Origin of the sequence: Streptomyces canus, from assembly GCF_030815415.1 — a bacterium.
Lineage (GTDB): Bacteria > Actinomycetota > Actinomycetes > Streptomycetales > Streptomycetaceae > Streptomyces > Streptomyces canus_F.
Map to the genome: position 1 here is coordinate 2,850,947 of NZ_JAUSWW010000001.1, position 24,509 is coordinate 2,875,455.

Below are 24,509 nucleotides of genomic sequence, written 5' to 3' on the forward strand. Positions count from 1 at the left end.
TGGCGGTGAACCACACCGCCGTGTCCCGCCCTGCCGCCCCAGGCTGCGTGAAGGATGGTGTGCGCATGCTCGACGAACTCGACCGCGCCCTGATCCACGCGCTGCACATCGACGGACGCGCCTCCTTCACCCAGCTGGCGGCCGTCCTGGAGGTGTCCCCGCAGACCGTCTCGCGGCGCTACGAGCGGCTGCGCGAGCAGGCGGCGCTGCGGGTCGTCGGGCTGCCCGACCCTCAGCTGACAGGGCATGAGCAGTGGCTGCTGCGGCTGACCGCCGAGCCCGAGACCGCCCTGGACCTCGCCCACGCCCTGGTGCGCCGCGCGGACACCTCGTGGGTGTATCTCACCGGCGGCGGCACCGAGATCGTCGCCGTGCTGGAGACTCCGCTGGGCATGGCGCACGGGCACTCGCTGCTGCTGCACGAACTGCCGCCCAGTGTGGGGCTCACCGCCGTCTCGGCCCATCACCTGCTCCACACCTATCTGGGCTGGCGCACCCCCTGGCGGATGAGCGCCAACGCCCTGACCGCACGGCAGCAGCGGATGCTGGTCGGGGCGAGGCCGCCCGAGCGCCACGACCAGGTGCAGCTCTCCCCCGCCGACCACGCCCTGCTGGACGCGCTACGACGGGACGGCCGGGCCGGTGTCGCCGAGCTCGCCGTCGACACGGGCTGGTCCCCGGCGACGGTCTCGCGCCGCCTTGACCATCTGCGCGCCTGCGGGACGGTCTTCTTCGACATCGAGATCGACCCGGCGCTGCTGGGCGGCAGCGTCCGGGCCCTGCTGTGGATGGCGGCCGCCCCGGCCCATCTGGACGAGGTGGCGACCGCCCTCGCCGGCCACGACGAACTCGCCTTCGTGGCCCACACCACCGGACCCACCAACCTCGTGGCACACGCCCTGTGCCCGGACACCGCGGCCCTCTACCAGTACCTCACCCACGGCCTGGGAGCGGTGAAGGCGATCCGCACCCTGGAGACGGCCCCGGTACTGCGCACCCTCAAGGCCGTCGGCCCGATCCGCCCCCCGGGACCGCCGGGTCGCCGGGGCTGAACCGGGCCGTCGGAGCTGAGCCGGACCACCGAAGCTGAATGGGACCGCCGCAGCGGAACCCAGCCGACCACCGAGCCTGAACCCGGCCACCGGGGCTGAGCGAGGCCACCGGACCTGAACCCGACCACCAAAGCTGAACGGAACCACCGCAGCGCAACCCAGCCAGCCACCGCGGCCAGACCAGGCCACCGGGGCGTCTCGAGAACAGGCAGCCGCCGAGGAAGGTGCCCTCCAGGGAGCGGTAGCCGTGGACCCCGCCGCCGAAGCCGGCGACCTCTCCGGCCGCGTACAGGCCCGGTATGGGGCAGGAGCCGCCGCGTGAGACCGGAGCCCTGCGCACCCGGCTGCTGCTCGGCGGACTGGTGCCGTCCGCCGGGGAATTGGCGCGGGCAGGTCTGCGACCGAACGCCGCGGGCCGGTACCACTGCCTCGCCGCCGACCCCGCGGACCCGCACTGCCCGCCCGCGCGGCGACGGCGGTCGTGGAGGGGCACCTGGCCGGGCTGTACCCGAGGCCGCCGCAGCAGGCGGAGATCGATCCGGGCGCCCTGGTGGTGGTCGCACCCGCCGCTCCCCCGCCCGAACTGCGCGCGCTTCACTGGCGGTGGGCGCTCACCACCTGGCCGGCGGTCAGCCCTCGGTCAGCGTGACGTCCTGTTGCCGGGACGCGTGGAACCGGGGCAGGGGCAGGCCGCCCTGCGGGGCGAGTTCCATGACGGTGGCCTCGACGTGGGCCGTGCCCGGCTCGAGCGCTCCGGGCGAGGGCGTGCCCGTGTTCTGCCGGCGGTGCTCGACGCCGTCGCAGACGGCCTGGGTGCCGCCGATGCCGTGGCGGACGGACGGGGACTTCTGCCCCACGGAGGAGCTCACGAAGACCGGGCCCGAGGTGCCGAGACAGCGGTGGGTGCCGGAGAGGGTGACCGTGCCGTCGGCGGCGATGCTGCCGGCCGGGTCGACGGTGACCGTCTCGTAGGGGTCGGCGGTGGCGGTGGGGGCCGCGGCCAGAAGGAGCAGCGCGGCGAGACGAGGGCGGGGCGTACGGGCATGGGGGTGCCTTCCGAATGAGCGGAACAGGATCCCCCACTCGCGCCGGTCAGGCGCCCGGACGGGCGTGATCGTCACTCCTTCGGTGGCGAGTCCGCAGCGGTCTTCGTGGATCGGTCCTGGTGTTGTCCGCGTGTTGTCACGGTTGGCGTCCGGCCGTTCCTATGAGTTCTCGGCGGGAGCATGGTCTATCCATAGGGACGACCGTACGGATCGTCCTCCGACCTGGAGGTGCGACATGTGTTCCCACCAGACTTCGTGCCCTTCCTCCGACACCGCCGCGTCGCACGTCGTGGCCGCCCATCCCGAGCAGGGGTGGAGCCTGTTGTGCGACGGGGCGATCGTCTTCGACGACACCGGGGAGCTGCGGCCGGACGGGAGTGCCGTGGGGCCGGTCGAGCGACTGGCCATGGCGGCCTGAATCCCGGGATCTAGGGAAGGACCGCGAAGCCGTCCAGTTCCACCAGCGCCTCCTCGTCCCACAGGCGTACGACCTGGACGACGGCCATCGCGGGATAGTTCCGGCCCGCCAACCTCCGCCAGATACCCCCGAGTTCGGCGGCTCGGGTGCGGTAATCGGCGACATCCGTGGCGTAGACGGTGACGCGGGCGAGGTCGGCGGGGGTGCCGCCGGCCGCTGTCAACGCTCCCAGCAGATTGGTGAGCGCCCTCTCGAACTGCTCCACGAGCCCCTCCCCCACGACCTTCCCGTCGGTGTCGAGGGCGGTCTGGCCGGCCAGGAAGACCACGCGGGTGCCGGTGGCGACGACGGCGTGGGAGAAGCCGGCGGGCGGGGAGAGATGGGGCGGGTTCACGCGCTCGGTACTCACCGGGGCGCCTCCGTCTCCACGTTCAACTCCTTGTACAACTCCTTGGCGATGATGCCGCGTTGGACCTCGCTCGCGCCCTCGTAGATGCGCGGGGCGCGTACCTCGCGGTAGAGATGTTCGAGGAGGTGGCCGCGTTGCAGGGCGCGGGCGCCGTGCAGTTGGACGGCGGCGTCGACGACGTACTGCGCGGTCTCGGTGGCGAGCAGCTTCGCCATCGCGGCGCGCTTGGGGACGTCGGGGGCGTTCTCGTCGTACGCCGTCGCCGCCGCGTACACCATCAGGCGGGCCGCGTCGGTGCGCAGGGCGAGCTCGGCGACCCGGTGGGCGACGGTCTGGAGGTCCTTCAACTTGCCGCCGAACGCGTCCCGTTGCGTGGTGTGGGCGAGGGTCGCGTCCAGGGCCGCCTGGGCCATGCCGACCGCGAAGGCGCCGACGCTGGGGCGGAACAGGTTGAGGGTGCCCATCGCCACCCGGAAGCCGCGGTCGGGCTCGCCGAGAATGTCGTCGGCGGTGACCGGTACGGCGTCGAAGGCAAGGGCGCCGATGGGGTGCGGGGAGAGCATGTCGATTGCGGTGCCGGTGAGTCCGGGACGGTCGGCGGGGACGAGGAAGGCGGTCACACCGCGGGCTCCGGCACCGGGGGTGGTGCGGGCGAAGACGGTGTAGAAGTCGGCCTCGGGCGCGTTGGAGATCCAGCACTTCTCACCGGTGAGACGCCAGCTGGAGGAACCGTCGGACTCGGCGCCGAGCGCTCCACCTTCCGGCCCGGCACCGACAGCCGCCTCGACGCCGGGGCCACCCGCGGGCGGCCATGCATCGGGGGCATCCGCACGCCGCCCACCGCCACCGGGAGTGCCCACACCCGACTCGCCGCCAGGCACTCCGTCCCGCTCCGCTCGCAGCGCCAGCGCCGCCGCGTCCGAGCCGGCGCCCGGCTCGCTCAGCGCGAACGCGGCCACCGCGCGGCCCTCGCCCACCGGGGTCAGCCAGCGCTCCCGTTGCGCCGGTGTCCCGTACGCGTGCACGGGATGGGCACCCAGCCCCTGTAGCGCGAGCGCGGTCTCCGCCTCGGTGCAGGCATAGGCGAGGGACTCCCTCATCAGGCACAGGTCGAGCGCACCGGAGGTGAACAGCCGCCGCACCAGGCCCAGTTGGCCGAGTTCGGCGACCAGCGGCCGGTTCACGTGCCCCGGCTCGCCCTTCTCCGCCAGCGGGCGCAGCCGCTCCGCGGCCATGGCCCGCAGCTCCGCACACCAGGCGGTTCGTACCGGATCGAGCGAGAATGCGGGCATTGCCGGTCCTCTCTCTCCACTGGACTCTATGACGATATCGCGTTCCATTGACTGTCGTCACCAAGGCGATACGCTCGTTGCGCGAGCCCACTCACCATGCCCACAAGGCAGCAGCCATCAGGCAGGGGGCGATCCGCCATGAACCTCTCGGCGCACGTCGACACCTTCGCGCGCGACCATCTCCCGCCCCCGGACCAGTGGCCCGAACTCCATTTCGAACTGCCGGAGCTGCGGTACCCCGATCGGCTGAACTGTGCCGCCGAGCTGCTGACCGGCCCGCCCGACGACAACCCGGTGTTCCACAGCCCCACCGAGGACACGTGGACGTACGGCACCCTGCGCGCCCGCGTCGACCGGCTGGCACATCTCCTCACCGGGGACCTCGGCGTCGTACCCGGCAATCGTGTGCTCCTGCGCGGGCCGACCTCGCCCTGGCTCGCGGCCTGCTGGCTGGCGGTGCTGAAGGCGGGCGCGGTCGCGGTGACCGTGCTGGCGCAGCAGCGGCCGCACGAGCTGGCGACCATGTGTGAGATCGCGCAGGTCAGGCACGCACTGTGCGACATCCGGGCGGTCGACGACCTCGCGAAGGCCGAGATACCGGGGCTCACGATCACGGCCTACGGCGGTGACGCGCCCGACGACCTGCTGAACCGGACGGCGCCGGACACGCCGTACCCCACCGTGGAGACCGCGGCCGACGACGTGGCGCTGATCGCCTTCACCTCCGGCACCACCGGGCGCCCCAAGGGGTGCATGCACTTTCACCGGGATGTGCTCGCGATAGCCGACACCTTCTCGCGGCATGTGCTGCGCCCACAGGCGGACGACGTCTTCGCGGGCAGTCCCCCGCTCGGGTTCACCTTCGGCCTCGGCGGGCTCGTCGTCTTCCCGATGCGGGCCGGAGCCAGCGCGCTGCTGCTCGAACAGGCCGGTCCCAGGCAGCTGTTGCCCGCGATCGCCGAGCACCGGGTCTCCGTCGTGTTCACCGCGCCGACCGCCTACCGCGCGATGCTCGACGAGCTGGACGCGTACGACACCACCTCCCTGCGCCGCTGTGTCTCCGCGGGCGAGAACCTTCCCGCGGCCACCTGGCGGGCCTGGCACGAGCGGACCGGGCTGCGGATCATCAACGGCATCGGCGCGACCGAGCTGCTGCACATCTTCATCTCGGCCGCCGACGAGCAGATCAGGCCGGGGACCACCGGGGTGCCCGTACCGGGCTGGCACGCGCGCGTGGTCGACGAGGACGGCCGGGACAGGCCCGACGGGGAGCCCGGGCTGCTCGCCGTGCGCGGGCCCGTCGGCTGCCGCTATCTCGCCGATCCGCGGCAGCGGGAGTATGTGCGCGGCGGCTGGAACATCACCGGGGACACATACGTCCGGGAGAGCGACGGCTACTTCCGCTATGTCGCCCGCGCGGACGACATGATCATCTCGGCCGGGTACAACATCGCGGGCCCCGAGGTCGAGGACGCGCTGCTGCGCCACCCCGACGTCGTGGAGGCCGCGGTCGTGGGGCGGGCGGACGAGGCGCGCGGGCAGGTCGTGGTGGCGTACGCCGTGGTCAAGGAGGGCGCCGAGCGGGACGCCGAGGCGCTGCGCGCGTTCGTGAAGGCGGAGTTGGCGCCGTACAAGTGTCCCCGCGAGATCGCCTTCCTGGACGCGCTGCCCCGCACGGCGACCGGCAAGCTCCAGAGGTTCAGGTTGCGCACCGGGGGTGACCAGCAGTGATGCCGACGACCTAAGATGATCAACGTGTCCGACCAGCATGCACCACGGTCTCTCATCGTCACGCTCTACGGCGCCTACGGCCGCTTCGTGCCCGGCCCGGTACCGGTCGCCGAGCTCATCCGGCTGCTCGCGGCGGTGGGCGTGGACGCCCCCTCGGTACGTTCGTCGGTGTCCAGACTCAAACGGCGCGGGCTGCTCGTGCCGGCCCGTACGACGCAGGGCGCGGCGGGATACGAACTGTCGCCGGACGCCCGCCAGTTGATGGAGGACGGCGACCGGCGCATCTACGCCGTCGAACCGCCCGAGGACGAGGGCTGGGTGCTCGCCGTGTTCTCCGTGCCGGAGTCGGAGCGGCAGAAGCGGCACGTGCTGCGCTCACGGCTGGCCGGTCTCGGCTTCGGCACCGCGGCACCGGGCGTCTGGATCGCGCCCGCGCGGCTGTACGAGGAGGCCCGGCACGTGCTCCAGCGGCTCCGCCTCGACCCGTACGTCGACTTCTTCCGCGGCGAGCACCTCGGCTACGCCCCGACCGCCGAGTCCGTGGCCCGCTGGTGGGATCTCGCGGCGATCGCCAAGGAGCACGAGGACTTCCTCGCCCGCCACGCGCGCGTGCTGCGGGACTGGGAGCAGCGCGAGGACACTCCGCCCGAGGAGGCCTACCGCGACTATCTCCTCGCCCTGGACTCCTGGCGCCACCTCCCCTACGCCGATCCCGGACTGCCCGCCCGGCTGCTCCCGGAGGACTGGCCGGGCAGCCGCTCGGCGGCGGTGTTCCGGGGGCTGCACCGGCGGCTGCGGGACGCGGGGGCGGGCTTCGCCGGGGTGTGACCTCCCGGTGGACGCGGCGCCGGCTCTGGAGACACAGGCGCCGACCCCGCAGGAGTCGGCGGCCGCGGTGTACGCGGTGCCGGCGGAGCGGGGGCTGGTGTGAGTACCGCGACCACCGAGAAGGGGGCGCCGCGGGGGCGAACGCCTTCGGTGCCAGGTGCAGCATGACGATGACGCACCCCGCTCCAGAGAGAAGGCCCGCGCCAAGGAGCGGGTAGTTCTACCTGCGGGACGAGTTCTCGCAGTGGGACCGCGCCGCCAGCGCCCCGAACTGTGGAACCTCTGCGACGGCCGCCACGCCCCCGGCGAGTTCTGCTCTAGAGCTCCTGCCTTACAAACAGGATGTCGGATGCGCTCAAGTCCCCAGCGTCAGGCGGGGCTTGGGGGCGTCCGTGCGTCCGGTCTGCGGGCGCCGGCTGCCCGCCCGGTACGGGGTCGGCCAGTCGACGCCGGGCCCTTCGTACCCCTGCTCGGCGGCGGCGTGCAGCGTCCAGTGCGGGTCGTAGAGGTGCGGGCGGGCGAGGGCGCACAGATCCGTACGCCCGGCCAGGATCAGGGAGTTGACGTCGTCCCAGGAGGAGATCGCGCCGACCGCGATCACCGGGACGCCGGTCTCATGGCGGATGCGGTCCGCGAAGGGCGTCTGGTACGACCGCCCGTACGCGGGCCGTTCGTCCGCGACGACCTGCCCGGTCGACACGTCGACCGCGTCGACGCCGTGCGCGGCGAAGGCGCGGGCGATCTCGACGGCGTCCTCGGCGGACGTACCGCCCTGCGCCCAGTCGGTGGCGGAGATCCGGACCGTCATGGGCCGTTCCTCCGGCCATACGCCCCGTATGGCGTCGAAGACTTCGAGGGGGAACCGGAGCCGCTTCGCGAGGGTGCCGCCGTAGGCGTCCGTGCGGCGGTTGGTGAGCGGGGAGAGGAATCCGGACAGCAGGTAGCCGTGCGCGCAGTGCAGTTCGAGCAGGTCGAAACCGGCCCGGGCGGCTCTCCAGGCGGCGGCGGTGAACTGTTCGCGCAGGTCGGTGAGTTGGGCGCGGGTGAGCTCGTGCGGGGTCTGGTTGCCGGGCCCGTACGGGATCGGGGAGGCGGCCACGACGGGCCAGTTGCCGTCGGGCAGCGGCTCGTCGATGCCCTCCCACATCAGCTTGGTCGAGCCCTTGCGGCCGCTGTGGCCGAGCTGGACGCCGATCGCGGTGCCGGGCGCCCGGGCGTGCACGAAGTCGGTGATCCGTTTCCAGGCCTCGGCCTGCTTGCCGGTGTAGAGGCCGGTGCAGCCCGGGGTGATACGCCCCTCCGCGCTGACACACACCATCTCGGTCATCACCAGCCCCGCACCGCCGAGCGCCCTCGCCCCCAGGTGGACGAGGTGGAAGTCGCCGGGGAGGCCGTCGGTCGCCGAGTACATGTCCATGGGTGACACCACGACCCGGTTGCGCAGGGTCAGGCCGCGCAGCCGGAACGGGGTGAACATCGGGGGCGTACCGGGCGGGCAGCCGAACTCGCGCTCCACGGCTCCGGTGAAGCGGGCGTCGCGCAGCCTCAGGTTGTCGTGGGTGACGCGGCGGCTGCGGGTGAGCAGGTTGAAGGCGAACTGGCGGGGCGGCTGGTCGAGATAGCGTCCGAGGTTCTCGAACCACTCCAGACTGGCGCGGGCGGCGCGCTGTGTGGAGGCGACGACGGGTTTGCGTTCCGTCTCGTAGGCGGCCAACGCCTGCTCCAGTGACGGCTGTTCCTCCAGACAGGCGGCCAGGGCGAGGGCGTCCTCCACCGCGAGCTTGGTGCCCGAGCCGATCGAGAAGTGCGCGGTGTGGGCGGCGTCGCCGAGGAGGACGGTGTTGCCGTGGGACCAGTGTGCGTTGACGACCGTACGGAAGGTGGTCCACGCGGACTTGTTGGAGCGCAGCGACCTGCCGCCGAGCGCGTCCGCGAAGATCTTGGCGCAGCGTTCGACCGACTCCTGTTCGCCCAGGTCCGCGAAACCGGCCGCCTGCCAGACCTCCTCACGCATCTCGATGATCACCGTCGAGGCGTCTGCCGCGTACGGGTAGCCGTGCAGCTGCATCACCCCGTGTTCCGTCTCGGCGATCTCGAAGCGGAAGGCGTCGAAGGCGAAGTCGGCGGCGAGCCAGATGTAGCGGCAGTGGTGGGTGGTCACATGGGGGCGGAACGCGTGGGCGTGGGCCTCGCGGGTGGTGCTGTTGACTCCGTCGGCGGCGATGACGAGGTCGTGGGTGGCCGCGAGGTCGGGTGGGGCCTCGGTGCGGAAGCGGAGGTCGACGCCGAGGTCGTGGCAGCGGGTGTGCAGGATGTCGAGGAGGCGTTTTCTGCCGAGGGCGGCGAAGCCGTGGCCGCCGGAGGTGTGGCGGGTGCCTCGGTGGACGATGTCGATGTCGTCCCAGCGGATGAAGTCCTGCTGGAGGGCCTCGTAGACGAAGGGGTCGGCGTGTTCGATGCCGCCCAGGGTTTCGTCGGAGAGGACCACTCCGAAGCCGAAGGTGTCGTCGGGGGCGTTGCGTTCCCAGACGGTGATCTCGCGGGCGGGGTCGAGGCGTTTCAGCAATGCCGCCGCGTAGAGGCCGCCGGGGCCGCCGCCGATGATCGCCACCTGTAGGGGGTGACTTGTGATCATCGGCGACTGCGGGTTGTCTGTGGCTGGTCGCGCAGTTCCCCGCGCCCCTGGAGTCGGCGCAGTCCCGTCGACCGAAAACACGCCCTACCTCCCCTGCCACTTCGGAGGGCGCTTCTCCGTGAACGCCGCATGGAACTCCGCGTAGTCCTCGCCGTTCATCAGCAGCGCCTGCGTCGAGGCATCCAGTTCCACACTCGCCGCCAGCGGCATGTCCAGTTCCGCTGTCAGCAGTGCCTTCGTCTGGGCGTACGCCAGTGCCGGGCCGTCGGCCAGGCGGCGGGCCAGGGTCTGGGCGGCCTCGTCCACCGCGCCCTCGTCCGTCAGTTCGCTGATCAGGCCGATGCGCTCGGCCTCGGGTGCCCGCACCGGTTCGCCGAGCATCAGCAGGCGGGTCGCATGGCCGAGGCCCACCACCCGGGGCAGCAGGTACGCCGCGCCCATGTCGCCGCCGGACAGTCCCACCCGGGTGAAGAGGAAGGCGAACCGGGCCGTGGGGTCCGCCACCCTGAAGTCCGCCGCCAGGGCCAGTACCGCCCCCGCGCCCGCCGCCACGCCGTGCACGGCCGCGATCACCGGGAACGGGCACTCCCGTACCGCCCGCACGACCTGCCCGGTCATCCGGTTGAAGTCGAGGAGCTCGGCCGTGTCCATCGACAGGGTCGCGCCGATGATCTCGTCCACGTCGCCGCCGGAGCAGAAGCCGCGGCCCTCGCCGGCCAGCACCAGGGCGCGTACCGACCGCTCCCGGGAGAGCTCGGCGAGCAGGTCGCGCAGGTCGGCGTAGGCGCCGAAGGTGAGCGCGTTGAGTTTGTCGGGGCGGGCGAGGGTCACGGTGGCGACGCCGGACGCCACCTCCACGCGCAGATGTTCCCAGCGGGTGGTGCGGGCGGCGGAGCCGGTGAAGGGACTCATGCGGTGCGGCCTCCCCAGACGAGGTGCGCTCTACCCTTCGAAACTATCACTCATCTTTGACTGCCGTCACGAGTGCGCGATAACACCTAACGGTGTGACCTGGGCCGGTCACATCTGTCACGGCTCGTCGACAGAGCCGCTACGGCGGGAGCAGCCGTGCGAGGGAGGGCGTTGTAGGGGGTAAGCCGCCCGGTAACGGGGTCGAAGGTCCCGTACGGTGCCCGTCGGATGCCTCTGCCGGGCGGCGCCGTACCATTCCTAAGGTTGAAAGCAGGACAGCCTGCTCATGAACGGAACCGCCTTGCAAGATCGCCCCTCAGCCTCCGCCTCCTGGCGCATTGCGCTGCCGCACTCGGCGGCTGCTGTGCCCGTCGCCCGCGCGCTGGTGCGCACGGCGCTGGCCGAGCTGAAGCACGGGGCCGACAGCGACACCGCTGAGCTGCTGACGGCCGAGCTGGTCGCGAACGCCGTGGAGCACACCGCCGGGGACGCCCCGATTGAGCTCGTCGTGGAGCTGCTGCCCAGCGGCTGCCAGGTCGAGGTGCACGACCCGGACCCGGCGCCGCCCGGCAACCTCACCCGTCCCGTGGACACCGAGCCGGACCCCTGGCAGGAGCACGGGCGCGGCCTGCTGCTGATCCGCGCCCTGAGCTCGTCCTGCGGGCACCGCCCGACCGAGTCCGGCAAGGCGGTGTGGTTCAGGCTGTCGGCGGTGCCACCGCAGTGGCAGCCCGCGTAGCCGTCAGGCCAGCGTCGCCACCAGTACCGCCTTGATCGTGTGCATCCGGTTCTCCGCCTCGTCGAAGACGACCGAGTGGGACGACTCGAAGACCTCGTCGGTCACCTCGAGGGACTCCAGGCCGTGGGAGTCGTATATCTCCTGGCCGACCTTCGTGCCCAGGTCATGGAAGGCCGGGAGGCAGTGCAGGAACTTGACGTCCGGGTTGCCGGTGGCGCGCAGGACGTCCATGGTCACGGCGTACGGGGCAAGAGCCGTGATCCGCTCGTCCCAGACTTCCTTGGGCTCACCCATGGAGACCCAGACGTCCGTGGCGACGAAGTCGGCGCCCACGACACCCTCCTCCAGGGACTCGGTGAGGGTGATCCTGGCCCCGCTGTCGACGGCGATCCGACGGGCCCTTTCCACGATGTCCTGGGCGGGCCAGTAGGTCTTGGGGGCGACGATCCGGACGTCCATGCCGAGCAGGGCGCCGGTGACCAGGTAGGAGTTGCCCATGTTGAAGCGGGCGTCGCCCAGGTAGGCGAAGGTGATCTCCTCGACCGGCTTGCTGCTGTGCTCGGTCATCGTCAGCACGTCGGCCAGCATCTGAGTGGGGTGCCAGTCGTCGGTGAGACCGTTGTAGACCGGCACTCCGGCGTACGCGCCGAGCGTCTCGACGGTGTCCTGGGCATCCCCGCGGAACTCGATCGCGTCGAAGAGCCGCCCCAGCACCCGTGCGGTGTCCTTCGTGGACTCCTTCTTGCCGATGTGCGAGCCCGAGGGGTCGATGTACGTCGTGGAGGCACCCTGGTCCGCCGCCGCGACCTCGAAGGAGCAGCGCGTGCGCGTCGAGGACTTCTCGAAGATCAGCGCGATGTTCCTCCCTCGCAGGTACTGCGTCTCGGTCCCCGCCTTCTTGGCCGCCTTCAGCTCGGCGGCCAGCTCGATCAGACCGAGGAACTCCGGCCCGGTGAAGTCGAGCTCCTTGAGGAAGTGGCGCCCGGCGAGGGCGGTCGGGACGGTCGCCATGGGGGCGCTCCAGAGATACGAGTGACAGGGACCTTTGGAAGTCTATACGACTCTCAGCATTTCTATGCAATCCCTTGTGCGCCTATACGGCCGCCCGTTCGACCGGGCAGCTCATGCAGCGCGGTCCGCCCCTCCCCCGCCCCAGCTCGCTGCCCGGGATCTCGATGACCTCGATGCCCTGCTTGCGCAGATGGGTGTTGGTGGTGGCGTTGCGCTCGTAGGCGACGACGACGCCCGGTTCGACGGCGAGGACGTTGCAGCCGTCGTCCCACTGCTCGCGCGCGGCGGCATGCACGTCCTGGGTCGCGGTCAGCACGCGGATCTCGCTGAGCCCGAGGGCGGCCGCGATCGCGCGGTGCATGTGCTCCGGCGGATGGTCGGTGACCTTGAGCTCCTTGTCGCCGACGCCGGGTTCGATGGTGTACGAGCGGAGCATGCCGAGCCCGGCGTACTGGGTGAAGGTGTCGCCGTCGACCATCGTCATCACGGTGTCGAGGTGCATGAAGGCCCGCCGCTTGGGCATGTCGAGCGCCACGATCGTCTGGGCGGACCCGGCGGCGAACAGCTTGTGCGCGAGCATCTCCACGGCCTGGGGCGTGGTCCGCTCGCTCATGCCGATGAGGACGGCGCCGTTGCCGATGACGAGGACGTCCCCGCCCTCGATGGTGGACGGATAGTCGGCCTGGCCCTCGCTCCACACGCGGAACGTCTCGTCGCGGAAGAGGGGGTGGTGCCGGTAGATCGCCTCGAAGTGGACCGTCTCGCGCTGCCGGGCCGGCCAGCGCATGGCGTTGACGGAGACGCCGTCGTAGATCCAGGCGGAGGTGTCCCGGGTGAAGAGGTGGTTGGGCAGGGGGGCGAGGAGGAAGTCGTCGAGGTCCATCACATGGAAGCGGACGGAGACCGGCTCCTCGTGCGCGTCCAGGAACTCCCTCTTGGTCATGCCGCCGACGAGCGCCTCGGCCAGCTCGGCCGCGGGCAGCGACGCGAAGGCGGCACGGAGGTGGTCGGTGGCCAGGACGCCGTACTCCTTCTCGTCGAAGACCCGGTCCAGGACGAGGGTGCGGGCCGCCGGGATCGCCAGGACCTCGGTGAGCAGGTCGCCGAAGAGGTGGACGGTGACCCCGCGGTCGCGCAGCACGTCCGCGAACCCGTCGTGCTCGGCGCGCGCCCGGCGCACCCACAGCACGTCGTCGAAGAGGAGTGCGTCCTTGTTGCCGGGGGTGAGCCTTTTGAGCTCGAGATCCGGCCGGTGCAGGATGACGCGGCGCAGCCGCCCGGCCTCGGAGTCGACATGGAATCCCATGAGTCCATCCTGACCACCGGCGACAGTGTTCACCCCCCGCTTGACCACTTCCCTTTCTCGTCTCCTTGACGACAATCATGTCGGAGGGTTATCGTCGCCCAGACGAAAAGAGGGTCTCGTGGCAGACATCACCCGGCGCCTGGGCTGGCGCCATCTGCGTGGCGCACCGACCGCGCATGTGCGGCACCACCGCGGCGGAAAGCTCCTGCACGACGGTCCGGGCCTGAGCTTCTGGTTCCGCGCCCTGACCGCGGCGCTCTCCGAAGTACCGGTCGACGACCGGGAGTTGGCGATGACCTTCCACGCCCGCACCTCCGACTTCCAGGACGTGGCGGTGCAGGCGACCGTGACCTACCGGATCAGCGACCCGACGCTCGCCGCGGCCCGCCTGGACTTCTCGATCGACCCGGACACGGGCGCGTGGCGCGGCACCCCGCTGGAGCAGCTGGGCACGCTGCTCACGGAGACGGCACAGCAGCACGCGCTGGATGTGCTGGCCCGTACGCCGTTGTCGGCGGCGCTGATGGACGGTGTGGCGGCGGTACGGGAGCGGGTGACGGCGGGGCTGGCGACGGAACCGCGGCTGCCGGCCACGGGGATCGAGGTGGTGGCCGTCCGGGTGGTCGCGCTGCGACCCGAGCCGGAGGTGGAGCGGGCGCTGCGCACCCCGGCCCGCGAGCAGATCCAGCAGGAGGCGGACCGGGCGACGTACGAGCGCCGGGCGGTGGCGGTCGAGCGGGAGCGGACGATCGCCGAGAACGAGCTGGCCAGCCAGATCGAACTCGCCCGGCGCGAGGAGCAGTTGGTGGAGCAGCGCGGCACGAACGCCCGGCGGGAGGCGGAGGAGCACGCGGCGGCGGACGCGGTACGGGCCGAGGCGGAGGCGGCACGATCGGTCAGGCTGGCCCACGCCGAGGCCGAGGGCGCGCAGGCGGTGGGCGCGGCACGGGCCCAGGCGCAGGCGGCGTGGCTCCAGGTGCACACGGAGGTGGACGTGGCCGTCCTGCACGCGCTCACCGCGACCCGGCTGGCGGAGAACCTCCCCCGCATCGACAGCGTGACGGTGTCGCCGGACGTCCTGACCGGGCTGCTGGCCAGGCTGGGCACGCAGGACCGGACGTGAGCCTCGCCCCGCGGGTCGTCCTCGTCCACCGCACCACGGAGTACGAGGAGTTGGTGGCCCACCACGGCACCCACGGCCAGGCCGCCTTCTTCCTCTCCTCCCGGGGCCGGGACATCGAGGAGGTGGCCGAGCGCCACCGCCGTACGCGACGCGCGCTCGCGGAGGTGACGGCGGCGATCCCTCTGACCTGGCGTCAGTCACGGGTGGAACGCGGCGACTTGGACCGCTTCCTGTTCGCCCCCGAGGACGTGGTGGTCGTGGTCGGCCAGGACGGACTGGTGGCGAACGCGGCCAAGTACCTCTCCGGGCAACCGGTGGTGGGCATCGACACCGACCCCGGCCGCAACCCGGGTGTGCTGGTGCGCCATCGCCCCCAGGACGCGGCGAGACTCCTGACGGCCGGCGCCCCTGCCGTCGATGAACTCACCATGGTCGAGGCGGTCGCCGACGACAGCCAGCGTCTGGTCGCCCTCAACGAGATCTACCTGGGCGCCCCGGGCCACCAGACCGCCCGCTACCGCCTGGGCCTCGACGGCCACGGGGGTGCCGCCGAGGCCCAGGCTTCCTCCGGAGTGCTGGTGGGCACGGGGACGGGCGCGACGGGGTGGGTGCGGTCGGTGTGGCAGGAACGGGGCAGCGGCCTGCCTCTGCCCCGCCCCACCGAGGACCGCCTGCTGTGGTTCGTCCGCGAGGCCTGGCCCTCGCCGGCCACCGGTACGTCACTGGTGGCCGGCGAACTGCCGGCGTCGGCCGCCCTGCACCTCACCGTCGAGTCCGAACGGCTGATCGCGTTCGGGGACGGGATGGAGTCGGACGCCCTGGAGCTGACCTGGGGCCAGAGCGTCCGCGTGGGTGTGTACGCGGAGCGGCTGAGGCTGGTCGGCTGACCGTCACAACCGCGGGTCCACCGGTTCCGACTCCAGTGCCAGCACCCCGAACACCGCCTCGTGCACCCGCCACAGCGGCTCGCCCTCGGCCAGGCGGTCCAGGGCCTCCAGGCCGAGCGCGTACTCGCGGATCGCGAGCGAGCGCTTGTGGTTGAGGAAGCGGCCGCGCAGCCGGGTCAGGTTGTCGGGGCGGGTGTACTCCGGGCCGTAGATGATCCGGAGGTACTCGCGGCCGCGGCACTTGATGCCGGGCTGCACCAGGCGCCCCTCCTCGGTGCGCACCACCGCACCCAGCGGCTTGACCACCATGCCCTCGCCGCCGCGGCCGGTCATCTCCAGCCACCAGTCGACGCCCGCCCGGACCGACTCGGGGTCGGCCGTGTCGACGTAGAGGCGACGGGTGGTCTGGAGCAGGCCCGTGCCGTCGTGCTCCACGAGGCGGTCCAGCAGGGCCAGTTGCTCGTCGTGGGGCAGGGACGCCAGGTTGCGGCCCTGCACGGCCAGGATCTGGAACGGGGCCAGGCGTACGCCGTCCAGGCCCTGCGTCGGCCAGCAGTAGCGCCGGTACGCCTCGGTGAACGCGGCCGCGTTCGAGGCCCGTTCCCGCTGGCGCCCCAGCAGGTCCGTGACGTCGACGCCCCGCTCCGCCGCTCCCTCCAGCGCGGCCAGCGCACCCGGGAACACCGCCCCGGACGCGGCACCGACGGCCGCGTACTGCGAGCGCAGCAGCCCCGACGCCTTCAGCGACCACGGCATCAGCTCGGCGTCCAACAGGAGCCAGTCCGTGTCGAGTTCGGCCCACAGACCGGCCTCGGTGACCGCAGCGCGCAGCCGGCCGAGGATCTCCTCCGTCACCGACTCGTCGTCGAAGAACGGGCGACCCGTGCGGGTGTACAGCGAGCCGGTCGGGCCGTCCACTCCGAACCGCTTGCGTGCCGCTTCCGCGTCCCGGCACACCAGCGCCACGGCCCGCGAGCCCATGTGCTTCTCCTCGCACACGACCCGTGCGACCCCGTCCGACGCGTACTGCGCGAAGGCCTCGACCGGGTGCTCCAGATAGCCCTCGACCTGCGAGGTCGCCGTCGGAGCCATGGTCGGCGGGAGGTACGGCAGCAGTCGCGGGTCCACCGCGAAACGGCTCATGACCTCGAGGGCCGCGGCCGCGTTCTCCTCACGGATCGCGACACGGCCCTGGTACCGGGTCTCCACCGCACGGCGGCCGTGCACGTCCGCCAGGTCCAGGGGCCGCCCGTCGTGTCCGCCCGGCGCCTCCGACTTCAGCGGCTTCACCGGCTCGTACCAGACCTTCTCCGCCGGTACGTCGACCAGCTCCCGCTCCGGCCAGCGCAGCGCCGTGAGCTTGCCGCCGAAGACGGCGCCGGTGTCCAGGCAGATGGTGTTGTTGAGCCAGGTCGCCTCCGGGACGGGGGTGTGGCCGTAGACCACGACCGCCCGGCCCCGGTAGTCCTCGGCCCACGGGTAGCGCACCGGCAGGCCGAACTCGTCGGTCTCCCCGGTGGTTTCGCCGTACAGCGCGTGCGAGCGGACCCGGCCCGAGGTGCGGCCGTGGTACTTCTCCGGCAGACCGGCGTGGCAGACGACCAGCCTGCCGCCGTCGAGGACGTAGTGGCTGACCAGTCCGTCGATGAACTCCCTCACCTCGGCGAGGAACTCCTCGGACTCCCCCTCCATCTGCTCGATGGTCTCGGCGAGCCCGTGGGTGGGCTGGACCTTGCGGCCCTTGAGGTAACGGCCGTACTTGTTCTCGTGGTTGCCGGGCACGCACAGCGCGTTCCCGGACTTCACCATCGACATCACGCGGCGCAGCACACCCGGGCTGTCCGGGCCGCGGTCGACGAGGTCGCCGACGAAGACCGCGGTGCGGCCCTCGGGGTGCATCCCGTCGACGTAGCCCAACTTGCCCAGCAGCGACTCCAGTTCGGAGCCGCAGCCGTGGATGTCGCCGACGATGTCGAACGGGCCGGTGAGGTGGGTGAGGTCGTTGAAACGCTTCTCGGTGCGGACGGTGGCGTTCTCGATGTCCTCCACGCCCCGCAGGACGTGCACCTTGCGGAACCCCTCGCGCTCCAGGTGCCGGACGGAGCGGCGGAGTTCGCGGATGTGGCGCTTGATGACCCGGATCGGCATGTCCGACCGGTCGGTGCGGGACGCGTTGCGCTCGGCGCACACGTTCTCCGGCACATCGAGGACGATGGCGATGGGCAGGACGTCGTACTGCCTGGCCAGCTCGATCAGCTGGCGCCGGGAGTCCGACTGCACGCTGGTCGCGTCCACGACCGTACGACGGCCGGCGGCGAGGCGTTTGCCCGCGATGTAGTGGAGCACGTCGAAGGCGTCCTTCGTCGCGCCCTGGTCGTTCTCGTCGTCGGAGACCAGGCCGCGGCAGAAGTCCGAGGAGATGATCTCGGTGGACGTGAAGTGCCTCCGGGCGAACGTCGACTTGCCGGAGCCGGAGGCTCCGACGAGGACGACGAGGGAGAGGTCGGTGACGGGCAGCACGCGCCCCTTGGTCTGGTTCTCGGTCATGCCGCCTTCGCCTCCTTCTCGGTCTTGTCGGTCTTGACGTCGGCTGTGCTCAGTTCGAAGACCGCCATCTGGGTCGGCGGTCCGACCTCGGGGTCGTCCGGCCCGACGGGCACGAACTCCACGCCGTACCCGTGCCGTTCGGCCACCGCCCGAGCCCAGGTCCGGAACTCCTCCCGCGTCCACTCGAAGCGGTGGTCGCCGTGCCGGACATGGCCGGCCGGGAGGGTCTCCCAGCGCACGTTGTACTCGACGTTCGGGGTCGTCACGAGGACGGTCCGCGGGCGGGCGGCGCCGAAGACCGCGTACTCCAGGGCGGGCAGCCGTGGCAGGTCGAGGTGCTCAATGACCTCGCTGAGCACGGCGGCGTCGTAGCCCTTGAGTCGCTTGTCCGTGTAAGCGAGCGACCCCTGGACGAGCTTGACGCGGGAGGCCTGCCGCTCCCCCATGCGGTCCAGCTTGAGCCGCCGGGAGGCGATGGTGAGCGCGCGCATCGACACGTCGACGCCCACGATCTCGGTGAACCGCACGTCCTTGAGCAGCGCCTGCACCAACTGGCCCTGCCCGCAGCCAAGGTCGAGCACCCGGGAGGCGCCGGACGCCTGGAGGGCGGCGAGGATCGCGTCCCGGCGCTGCACGGCGAGCGGGGTCGGCTTCTGTTCGTCCTCGGTCTCCGCCTCGACGGCGTTGTCGATCTCCTCGACCTCGCTGTCGTCGGCCTCGGCGAGCCGTACGAGCTCCAGGCGCTCCATCGCGGCGCGCGTGAGCGACCAGCGGCGCGACAGATAACGGCTGGTGATCAGCTTCTGCTCGGGGTGGTCGGGCAGCCAGCCCTCACCGGCCCGCAGCAGCTTGTCGACCTCGTCGGAGGCCACCCAGTAGTGCTTGGCGTCGTCGAGGACCGGCAACAGGACATAGAGGTGGCGCAGAGCCTGGGCGAGGGTCAGGGTCTGCGACTCCAGCACGAGCCGCACATACCGCGAGTCGCCCCACTCCGGGAACTGCGCGTCCAGCGCGACCGGTTCGACGGTGACCGCCCAGCCGAGCGGCTCGAACAGCTTCCGCACGAGGTCGGAGCCGCCCCGGGCGGGCAGCGCGGGTACCTCGATGCGCAGCGGCAGCGGCTGCGCGGCCCGCTCGGGGCGGGCGTTGCACACCCCGCGCATGGCGCTGGAGAACACCGCGCTCAGCGCGACGGCGAGCAGCGAGGACGCGGCGTAGGGCCGGTCGTTGACGTACTGCGCGAGCGCCGCGTCAGGAGCACCACCGCGGCCCTTGCCCTTGCCGCGCCGGACCAGCGCCACCGCGTCGACCTCCAGCAACAGCGCCGCCGTGCAGCGCTCGGCATCGGCCTCGGGGTAGAGGACGTGTGCCGTGCCGTAGGACGTGGAGAACGCCTGTGATTTCTCGGGATGCTTGTGGAGCAGGAAGCCGAGGTCGGTCGCGGGGCGTTCGGGTGTGCCGGTGGTACTGATCGTGAGGAACACGGTGGTTACACCTCTGGGATCCTTCTGAGCTGCGGCTTCTCGCCGTTCTGAGCTGCGGTGGGCCCGCTCAACGTACCTCGGGCCAGCCCGTACGTACTCTCGATTTATCGCCCGCCGGCATCCACCGCGCCCCGGGCCTCGCGAACCGTCGGGCTCCGGACGGCGGACGGCGATCGGAAACGTTCGCTAGCCTCCGGTCGACCGGGCGTTCGAGGGAGGATCCACGACTGTGAGCACGATCGACACCAGCAAGCCCCACTCGGCCCGCATGTACGACTACTTCCTCGGCGGGAAGGACAACTACCCGGTCGACGTGGCGGCGGCCGAGCAGGTGACCTCGCTCTTCCCCGCCGTGAGTCAGATGGCGCGGACCAATCGCGCGTTCATGCACCGGGCCTCCCGGCTGCTGGCCGAGCGGGGCGTGCGGCAGTTCCTCGACATCGGCACCGGCATCCCGACCGAGCCGAACCTCCACCAGATAGTCCAGGCGACGGCCCCCGACGCGCGGGTGGTGTACGCGGACAACGACCCGATCGTCCTCCGGCACGCCGAGGCCCTGCTGCACAGCGCGCCGGAGGGGAAGACCGCCTACGTCCAGGCCGATGTACGCGAACCGGGCAGGATCCTGGCGGTGGCCCGGGAGACCCTCGACTTCACCCAGCCGATCGCGCTGTCCCTGGTGGCCCTTCTGCACCTGGTCGGGGACGAGGACGAGCCGGTGCGGATCGTGCGGGAGCTGGTCGAATCCCTCGCGCCCGGCAGCTACTTGACGCTCTCGCACGCCACCGGGGACTTCGACCCGGAGACCTGGGAGCGGGTCGTGGAGGTGTACCGCAAGGGCGGTACGGCGGCACAGGTGCGCTCGCGCGAGGAGTTCTCCGGGTTCTTCACCGGGCTGGAGCTGGTGGACCCGGGTGTCGTGCTCGCGGCCCGGTGGCATCCCGATCTCGGCGCACGGCAGGGCGGCGAGGAGATCCCCCTGTATGTGGGGGTCGGGCACAAGTCCTGACGGACGGACGAAAGTCCTGACGGAGGACGATCCGGCGGACCGGGCCGTGCGGCGCGGTCCGCCGGTCGGTCGTTTTCCAGGGTTACGACAACTGCGACTGCACCTGCGCCGAGATGAGCTCCAGGTGTTCCAGATCGTGGAGGTCGAGGACCTGGAGGTAGATACGGCGGGAGCCGATCTCGGCGTAGCGGCCGATCTTGTCGACGACCTCGGCCGGGGACCCGGCGAGGCCGTTGCTCTTCAGCTCGGGCACCTCACGGCCGATCGCGGCGGCGCGGCGGGCGACCTCCTGGTCGTCCTTGCCGACGCAGACCACGAGGGCGTTGGAGTACGTCAGCTCCTCGCCCTTGCGGCCGGCCTCCTCGGCGGCGGCGCGCACCCGGGCGAACTGGCGCTCGCTGTCCTCGACCGAGCCGAAGGGCATGTTGAACTCGTCGGCGTACTTCGCGGCCAGCGCCGGGGTACGGGAGGGGCCGTGGCCGCCGACGAGGACGGGGATCTTCGCCTGGGCCGGCTTGGGCAGCGCGGGCGAGTCGGTGAGGTCGTAGTACTTGCCGTGGAAGTCGAAGGTGCTGCCGGCCTCGGTCGCCCAGAGCCCGGTGACGATCTCCAGCTGCTCCTCCAGGCGGCCGAACTTCTCCTTCGGGAAGGGGATGCCGTACGCCTTGTGCTCCTCCTCGAACCAGCCCGCGCCCAGGCCCAGTTCGACGCGGCCGCCGGACATCTGGTCGATCTGCGCGACCTGGATGGCGAGCACGCCGGGCAGCCGGAAGGTACCGGCGGTCATCAGCGTGCCGAGGCGGATGCGCTTGGTCTCGCGGGCCAGGCCGGCGAGGGTGATCCAGGCGTCGGTGGGGCCGGGCAGGCCGTCCGCGGAGCCCATCTTCAGATAGTGGTCCGACCGGAAGAAGGCGTCGAAGCCAAGGTCCTCGGTGGCCTTGGCGACCGTGAGAAGGGTGTCGTAGGTGGCCCCCTGCTGGGGCTCGGTGAAGATGCGAAGATCCATACCTCCATCCTGCACGCCGTCCCGCCGGTCGACCCCACCCGCCCCCGCCGTCCCTCCCCTGCCCGGTCGGGTGAAATTCCGTCAACGCGGCGCACGGGGGCTGCCCGGGCCAGTGACCCGGCGAAGGTGATGATCGTTGCTCGGGCGGAGCGGGACCGACCGGTCAGCCAAAGGGTTTGCTGCAGCAGATGGAAGAGCTGATGAGGGGAGCTGTCGCTCACCCCGGGGTCCGGATCCGCTGAGCGCTCACCCCGCCTCCCGCTCCGGTAACACCTGATCCCGGTCCGCGAGCTTGTTGAGCATCTCCAGGACGCGGTCCCGGGACTCGTCCGCCGCGTCGATCGCCTCCATGCACTGCCAGTACGTGCCCTCGTCGTCCACGGCGCAGGCGAGGCCGACGAGGGCGATGCCCACCTCGCCGAGCAGGCCGCCGAGGCAGAGCAGAACCTGGCGGGCGTCGCCCAGTTCGGTGAGCTGGGCGGCGCGCAGGTCGGCGGTGTCCAGGTCGGGACGGTCCAGAACACCGCAGCCTCTGCCCGCCAGTTCGGTCAACCCCAGTGCCTCGCCGCGGAGTCGGGGAGGGCCGGAGACCGCCAGCCTGCTGCCTATCGCCTGGGCCAGCGCCTGCGCCTGCCACACCTCCGTCAGCACCTGAGGCGCCGCGCCGCTCCCCGCGAGGGCCCGCCTGCTCGTCACTATGAGCCGCACCGCATCCATGCGCTGCCCCCGTCTGCCGCCCGAACTCCGCTATCCACTACCCAGAGTGAGGGTGAGCGGGACGAAAAGCCAGAGGAAGGCGGAAATCTGTGGACAACGAATCGATTTCGGGCCGGATTTTGACTCCGGAGAGTGAAAACGGACCGAGCTGCTCCCTGTGAACCGGAGTTGCCGCCCTTGCTACGGCGCCGGAAACCGCCGCTCGTTCCGGTCGATCTTCGCGTCCAGTGCCGCCAGCGGGTCGATGCCCAGCACCTCGCACAGTTGCAGCAGATACGCGAGCACGTCGGCGACCTCGTCCGTGACCCGGTGCGCGGTGTCGGCGTCGTCCATGACGCGGGCCGACTCCTCCGGGGTCAACCACTGGAAGATCTCGACGAGTTCGGAGGCCTCCACACTGAGCGCGGCGACGAGGTTCTTGGGGGTGTGGTACGGCTGCCAGTGGCGCGCCGCCGCGAACTCGGCCAGCCTGCGCTGCAGTTTCGCCACATCGAGAGGGTCTGTCACGGGTCCAGGTGTACCACCGTGAGCCCCTCGGTCCTCGTGGCCCAGGACGCGTCGGTCGCCGTGCCGAGCAGCCGGATGTGCCCGCGGTCGCACATCCGGGCGGCGAGCCCCAGGAGTTCGTCCCGCTGGCGCGGGTCCAGCCGCCGGTCGAGCCCGTCGGCGAGCACGGTGAGCGTCTGCATCGCCGCGGGCACCTCACCGGCGGGATCGACCTCCAGGACGCCGGGTCCGGTGAAGAGCACGAGGGCGAGCGCGAGGTACCTCAGCTCGCCGTCGCCGAGCCGTGCGAGTTCCGTACGGGCACCCTCGCCGCGGTCGAGCACGGCCCGGACCCTGCCGTCGCCGAGCAGTTCGGCGAGGACGTCCGCCACCGGGCCCGCGCATCCGGTGTGCACCGCCGCGACGAACTGCGCGTGGCGGCGGCCGCATTCGGAGCGGGTGCGCCACAGCACGTCGGCGAGGTTGTCGCAGCCGCCGAGGAGGCGCCCGGAGCCGGTGGGCACCGGGGTGCGCATCCGGTCGGGGCGGGGGTCGCAGGCGAACACGGAACGCAGGGCGACGACCATTTGTTCGGCGGCGGCGAGCACCCGGCGCTGGCCCTCGGTCTTGCCGGCCACCCTCAACGGGAGCAGTGCGGTGCCGAGCCGGTCGTCCGGGAGCGGGGCGCGGGTCACCGGCGCGGAGCCGGCCGTGTGCCAGGCGGCCTGTACGGCCCGTCGCGAGGGGTCGCGCAGCGCCGTCTCCAGCAGGACCTGTCCGCCGACGGCCAGCCGCTCCCCCACGACCCGGAGCTCGGGCTCGGCCTGCACGGCGACGTCGAGCCGGACCGGCCCCTCGGGCCCGTGCGTCGTGCACCCGATCCGAAACCCGCGCCGCCGCTGCGCGTCGGGCCGCGCCCACTCCGGCACACACGCGAGCGGATCGGGAAACACCTCCCCGAGCTCCGCCCCGGCGGCAAGCCGCGCCAGCGCCTCGTACGCCCGCAGCGCACTCGACTTGCCGGATCCGCTGGGCCCGACGAGAAGGGTGAGAGGACCCATCGGAAAGCTCGCCCGCCGGTGCGAGGCGAAGGCGGACAACCGCAGCTCGGTGAGGTGGGGGCGACTGGGGTGGTGACCGGCCGCGACACGGACGCCGGGCGAGCCGGGCAGCGGCGCCGCCGGGCCGTCCCCGGCGGACACCCTCGGGGGCCTCTCGGCGGACGACTCCGCACGTCTCGCGGCCGCCGATTCGCCGGACGCCCCTGGATGCTCCCCGTCACCCCCCGACCGCCCCTGGGACGGCACCCGCCGGTCACTGGAAGCCTCCGGAACCGCATGAGCCGCAGAACCCGCCGGCACAGAAGTCACGCACATGTCCGGACCGTAAGCCTCCGGAACAAGGCGAACCGTTCCGCCGGGCGCCGCTTCCTACGATCGGGGGACCGGGCTCAGGCGCTGGGGGCGCCCGCGGTCTCCATCAGGCCGCTGACCTCGGTGCCGGGCGGGGTCAGCAGGAAGACGTTGCGGTCCACGCGGTGCATGCCGCTGGCGAGACCGAAGACGACTCCCGTACTGAAGTCGAGGACCCGTTTGGCGACCTCGCCCTCCGCCCCGGTCAGGTCGAGCAGCACCGGAATGCCCGCCATCAGGGTCTCGGCGACCTCGCGGGCGTCGCCGAAGACATTCACCCTCAGCACGACGAAGCGGCGGCGCGGTTCCGTCACCGCTTCGGGCGGCACCCGGTGGTCCACCGCGGACGGCCAGGCGTCCCGGCCGCGCAACGGAACGACCTGGGCGAGCCCTTCCCACTGTTCATCGGTGACGTCGTACCTGCTCACCGGTTCCCCCCGGACTCGCTCGCCTTGATTG

At 71.7% G+C, this 24,509-nt stretch carries 22 protein-coding genes and 2 pseudogenes; 9 read left to right on the forward strand and 15 right to left on the reverse strand.

Features of this window, described 5'->3' with window-relative positions:
• The first annotated feature begins 65 nt into the window (after nt 1-65).
• Complete coding sequence (locus tag QF037_RS13120; protein ID WP_307024830.1) at nt 66-1,052, forward strand: Lrp/AsnC family transcriptional regulator; 987 nt, start codon at nt 66-68, stop codon at nt 1,050-1,052.
• Nucleotides 1,053-1,236: 184 nt separating this feature from the next.
• On the opposite strand, the pseudogene QF037_RS50970 reads toward QF037_RS13120, so the two are convergent.
• Nucleotides 1,237-1,419 (reverse strand): annotated as a pseudogene (locus tag QF037_RS50970) (FAD-binding protein); the annotation flags it as partial.
• A 262-nt stretch (nt 1,420-1,681) separates the two neighbouring features.
• Nucleotides 1,682-2,125 carry a DUF6299 family protein gene (locus tag QF037_RS13130; protein ID WP_373463954.1) on the reverse strand — a complete coding sequence of 148 codons (444 nt, stop codon included), beginning with the start codon at nt 2,123-2,125 and terminating at the stop codon, nt 1,682-1,684.
• Between the two features lie 208 nt (nt 2,126-2,333).
• On the opposite strand from QF037_RS13130, the gene QF037_RS13135 reads away from it, so the two are divergent.
• Nucleotides 2,334-2,516 carry a DUF5999 family protein gene (locus tag QF037_RS13135; RefSeq protein WP_307024832.1) on the forward strand — a complete coding sequence of 61 codons (183 nt, stop codon included), beginning with the start codon at nt 2,334-2,336 and terminating at the stop codon, nt 2,514-2,516.
• Between the two features lie 10 nt (nt 2,517-2,526).
• Here the strand turns inward: QF037_RS13135 and QF037_RS13140 are convergent, their stop codons facing one another.
• Together QF037_RS13140 and QF037_RS13145 are read right to left on the reverse strand one after the other, a co-directional pair.
• Entirely contained in the window at nt 2,527-2,925 is a 399-nt protein-coding gene (locus QF037_RS13140) for a RidA family protein (protein ID WP_307024834.1), read from the reverse strand.
• Nucleotides 2,922-4,217, reverse strand: coding sequence for an acyl-CoA dehydrogenase family protein (locus QF037_RS13145; RefSeq protein WP_307024836.1), 1,296 nt, complete (start codon nt 4,215-4,217; stop codon nt 2,922-2,924). The genes QF037_RS13140 and QF037_RS13145 overlap by 4 nt, the downstream gene beginning before the upstream one ends.
• Before the next feature lie 51 nt (nt 4,218-4,268).
• Here QF037_RS13145 and QF037_RS13150 point away from each other — a divergent pair, with 51 nt between their 5' ends.
• The 3 genes and pseudogenes from QF037_RS13150 to QF037_RS13160 form a co-directional block, all read left to right on the forward strand.
• Nucleotides 4,269-5,948 (forward strand): AMP-binding protein, encoded by a 1,680-nt coding sequence (locus QF037_RS13150; RefSeq protein WP_307037142.1) that lies wholly within the window; start codon nt 4,269-4,271, stop codon nt 5,946-5,948.
• Nucleotides 5,949-5,963: 15 nt separating this feature from the next.
• Nucleotides 5,964-6,776, forward strand: coding sequence for a PaaX family transcriptional regulator (locus QF037_RS13155; protein WP_307024838.1), 813 nt, complete (start codon nt 5,964-5,966; stop codon nt 6,774-6,776).
• Nucleotides 6,777-6,957: 181 nt separating this feature from the next.
• Nucleotides 6,958-7,086 (forward strand): annotated as a pseudogene (locus QF037_RS13160) (sulfate adenylyltransferase subunit CysD); the annotation flags it as partial.
• A gap of 45 nt (nt 7,087-7,131) precedes the next feature.
• On the opposite strand, the gene QF037_RS13165 reads toward QF037_RS13160, so the two are convergent.
• Together QF037_RS13165 and QF037_RS13170 are read right to left on the reverse strand one after the other, a co-directional pair.
• Entirely contained in the window at nt 7,132-9,411 is a 2,280-nt protein-coding gene (locus QF037_RS13165; protein WP_307024839.1) for a bifunctional salicylyl-CoA 5-hydroxylase/oxidoreductase, read from the reverse strand.
• Between the two features lie 84 nt (nt 9,412-9,495).
• Entirely contained in the window at nt 9,496-10,323 is an 828-nt protein-coding gene (locus QF037_RS13170; protein ID WP_307024841.1) for an enoyl-CoA hydratase family protein, read from the reverse strand.
• Nucleotides 10,324-10,609: 286 nt separating this feature from the next.
• On the opposite strand from QF037_RS13170, the gene QF037_RS13175 reads away from it, so the two are divergent.
• Complete coding sequence (locus QF037_RS13175; RefSeq protein WP_307024843.1) at nt 10,610-11,062, forward strand: ATP-binding protein; 453 nt, start codon at nt 10,610-10,612, stop codon at nt 11,060-11,062.
• A 3-nt stretch (nt 11,063-11,065) separates the two neighbouring features.
• Here QF037_RS13175 and argF read toward each other — a convergent pair whose 3' ends face one another.
• On the reverse strand, nt 11,066-12,073 hold the full coding sequence (gene argF, locus QF037_RS13180; RefSeq protein WP_307024845.1) for an ornithine carbamoyltransferase: 1,008 nt from the start codon (nt 12,071-12,073) through the stop codon (nt 11,066-11,068).
• Between the two features lie 82 nt (nt 12,074-12,155).
• Entirely contained in the window at nt 12,156-13,379 is a 1,224-nt protein-coding gene (locus tag QF037_RS13185; RefSeq protein WP_307024847.1) for an arginine deiminase, read from the reverse strand.
• 118 nt (nt 13,380-13,497) lie between these two features.
• Between QF037_RS13185 and QF037_RS13190 the strand changes: the two genes are divergently transcribed.
• On the forward strand, nt 13,498-14,502 hold the full coding sequence (locus QF037_RS13190; protein ID WP_307024849.1) for an SPFH domain-containing protein: 1,005 nt from the start codon (nt 13,498-13,500) through the stop codon (nt 14,500-14,502).
• On the forward strand, nt 14,499-15,389 hold the full coding sequence (locus QF037_RS13195) for a hypothetical protein (RefSeq protein WP_307024851.1): 891 nt from the start codon (nt 14,499-14,501) through the stop codon (nt 15,387-15,389). Before QF037_RS13190 ends, QF037_RS13195 begins: the two co-directional genes overlap by 4 nt.
• A 3-nt stretch (nt 15,390-15,392) precedes the next feature.
• On the opposite strand, the gene QF037_RS13200 is transcribed toward QF037_RS13195, so the two are convergent.
• Both QF037_RS13200 and QF037_RS13205 read right to left on the reverse strand, forming a co-directional pair.
• Nucleotides 15,393-17,936, reverse strand: a complete 2,544-nt coding sequence (locus QF037_RS13200; RefSeq protein ID WP_307024853.1) for a polynucleotide kinase-phosphatase — start codon at nt 17,934-17,936, stop codon at nt 15,393-15,395.
• On the reverse strand, nt 17,933-19,420 hold the full coding sequence (locus tag QF037_RS13205) for a 3' terminal RNA ribose 2'-O-methyltransferase Hen1 (RefSeq protein WP_307024855.1): 1,488 nt from the start codon (nt 19,418-19,420) through the stop codon (nt 17,933-17,935). The genes QF037_RS13200 and QF037_RS13205 overlap by 4 nt, the downstream gene beginning before the upstream one ends.
• A 229-nt stretch (nt 19,421-19,649) precedes the next feature.
• On the opposite strand from QF037_RS13205, the gene QF037_RS13210 reads away from it, so the two are divergent.
• Nucleotides 19,650-20,429, forward strand: a complete 780-nt coding sequence (locus tag QF037_RS13210) for an SAM-dependent methyltransferase (protein WP_307024857.1) — start codon at nt 19,650-19,652, stop codon at nt 20,427-20,429.
• An 82-nt stretch (nt 20,430-20,511) separates the two neighbouring features.
• On the opposite strand, the gene QF037_RS13215 is transcribed toward QF037_RS13210, so the two are convergent.
• From QF037_RS13215 to QF037_RS13235, 5 genes are all read right to left on the reverse strand, one after another.
• Nucleotides 20,512-21,435, reverse strand: coding sequence for an LLM class F420-dependent oxidoreductase (locus QF037_RS13215; RefSeq protein ID WP_307024859.1), 924 nt, complete (start codon nt 21,433-21,435; stop codon nt 20,512-20,514).
• Nucleotides 21,436-21,681: 246 nt separating this feature from the next.
• Entirely contained in the window at nt 21,682-22,152 is a 471-nt protein-coding gene (locus QF037_RS13220; protein WP_307024861.1) for a DUF6099 family protein, read from the reverse strand.
• Nucleotides 22,153-22,332: 180 nt separating this feature from the next.
• Nucleotides 22,333-22,659: a nucleotide pyrophosphohydrolase gene (locus tag QF037_RS13225; protein WP_307024863.1), complete on the reverse strand. Its 327-nt coding sequence runs from the start codon at nt 22,657-22,659 to the stop codon at nt 22,333-22,335.
• Nucleotides 22,656-23,840, reverse strand: coding sequence for an AAA family ATPase (locus tag QF037_RS13230; RefSeq protein ID WP_373463713.1), 1,185 nt, complete (start codon nt 23,838-23,840; stop codon nt 22,656-22,658). The genes QF037_RS13225 and QF037_RS13230 overlap by 4 nt, the downstream gene beginning before the upstream one ends.
• 248 nt (nt 23,841-24,088) lie before the next feature.
• On the reverse strand, nt 24,089-24,478 hold the full coding sequence (locus QF037_RS13235) for a cell division protein SepF (RefSeq protein WP_046263090.1): 390 nt from the start codon (nt 24,476-24,478) through the stop codon (nt 24,089-24,091).
• Between the last annotated feature and the right edge of the window lie 31 nt (nt 24,479-24,509).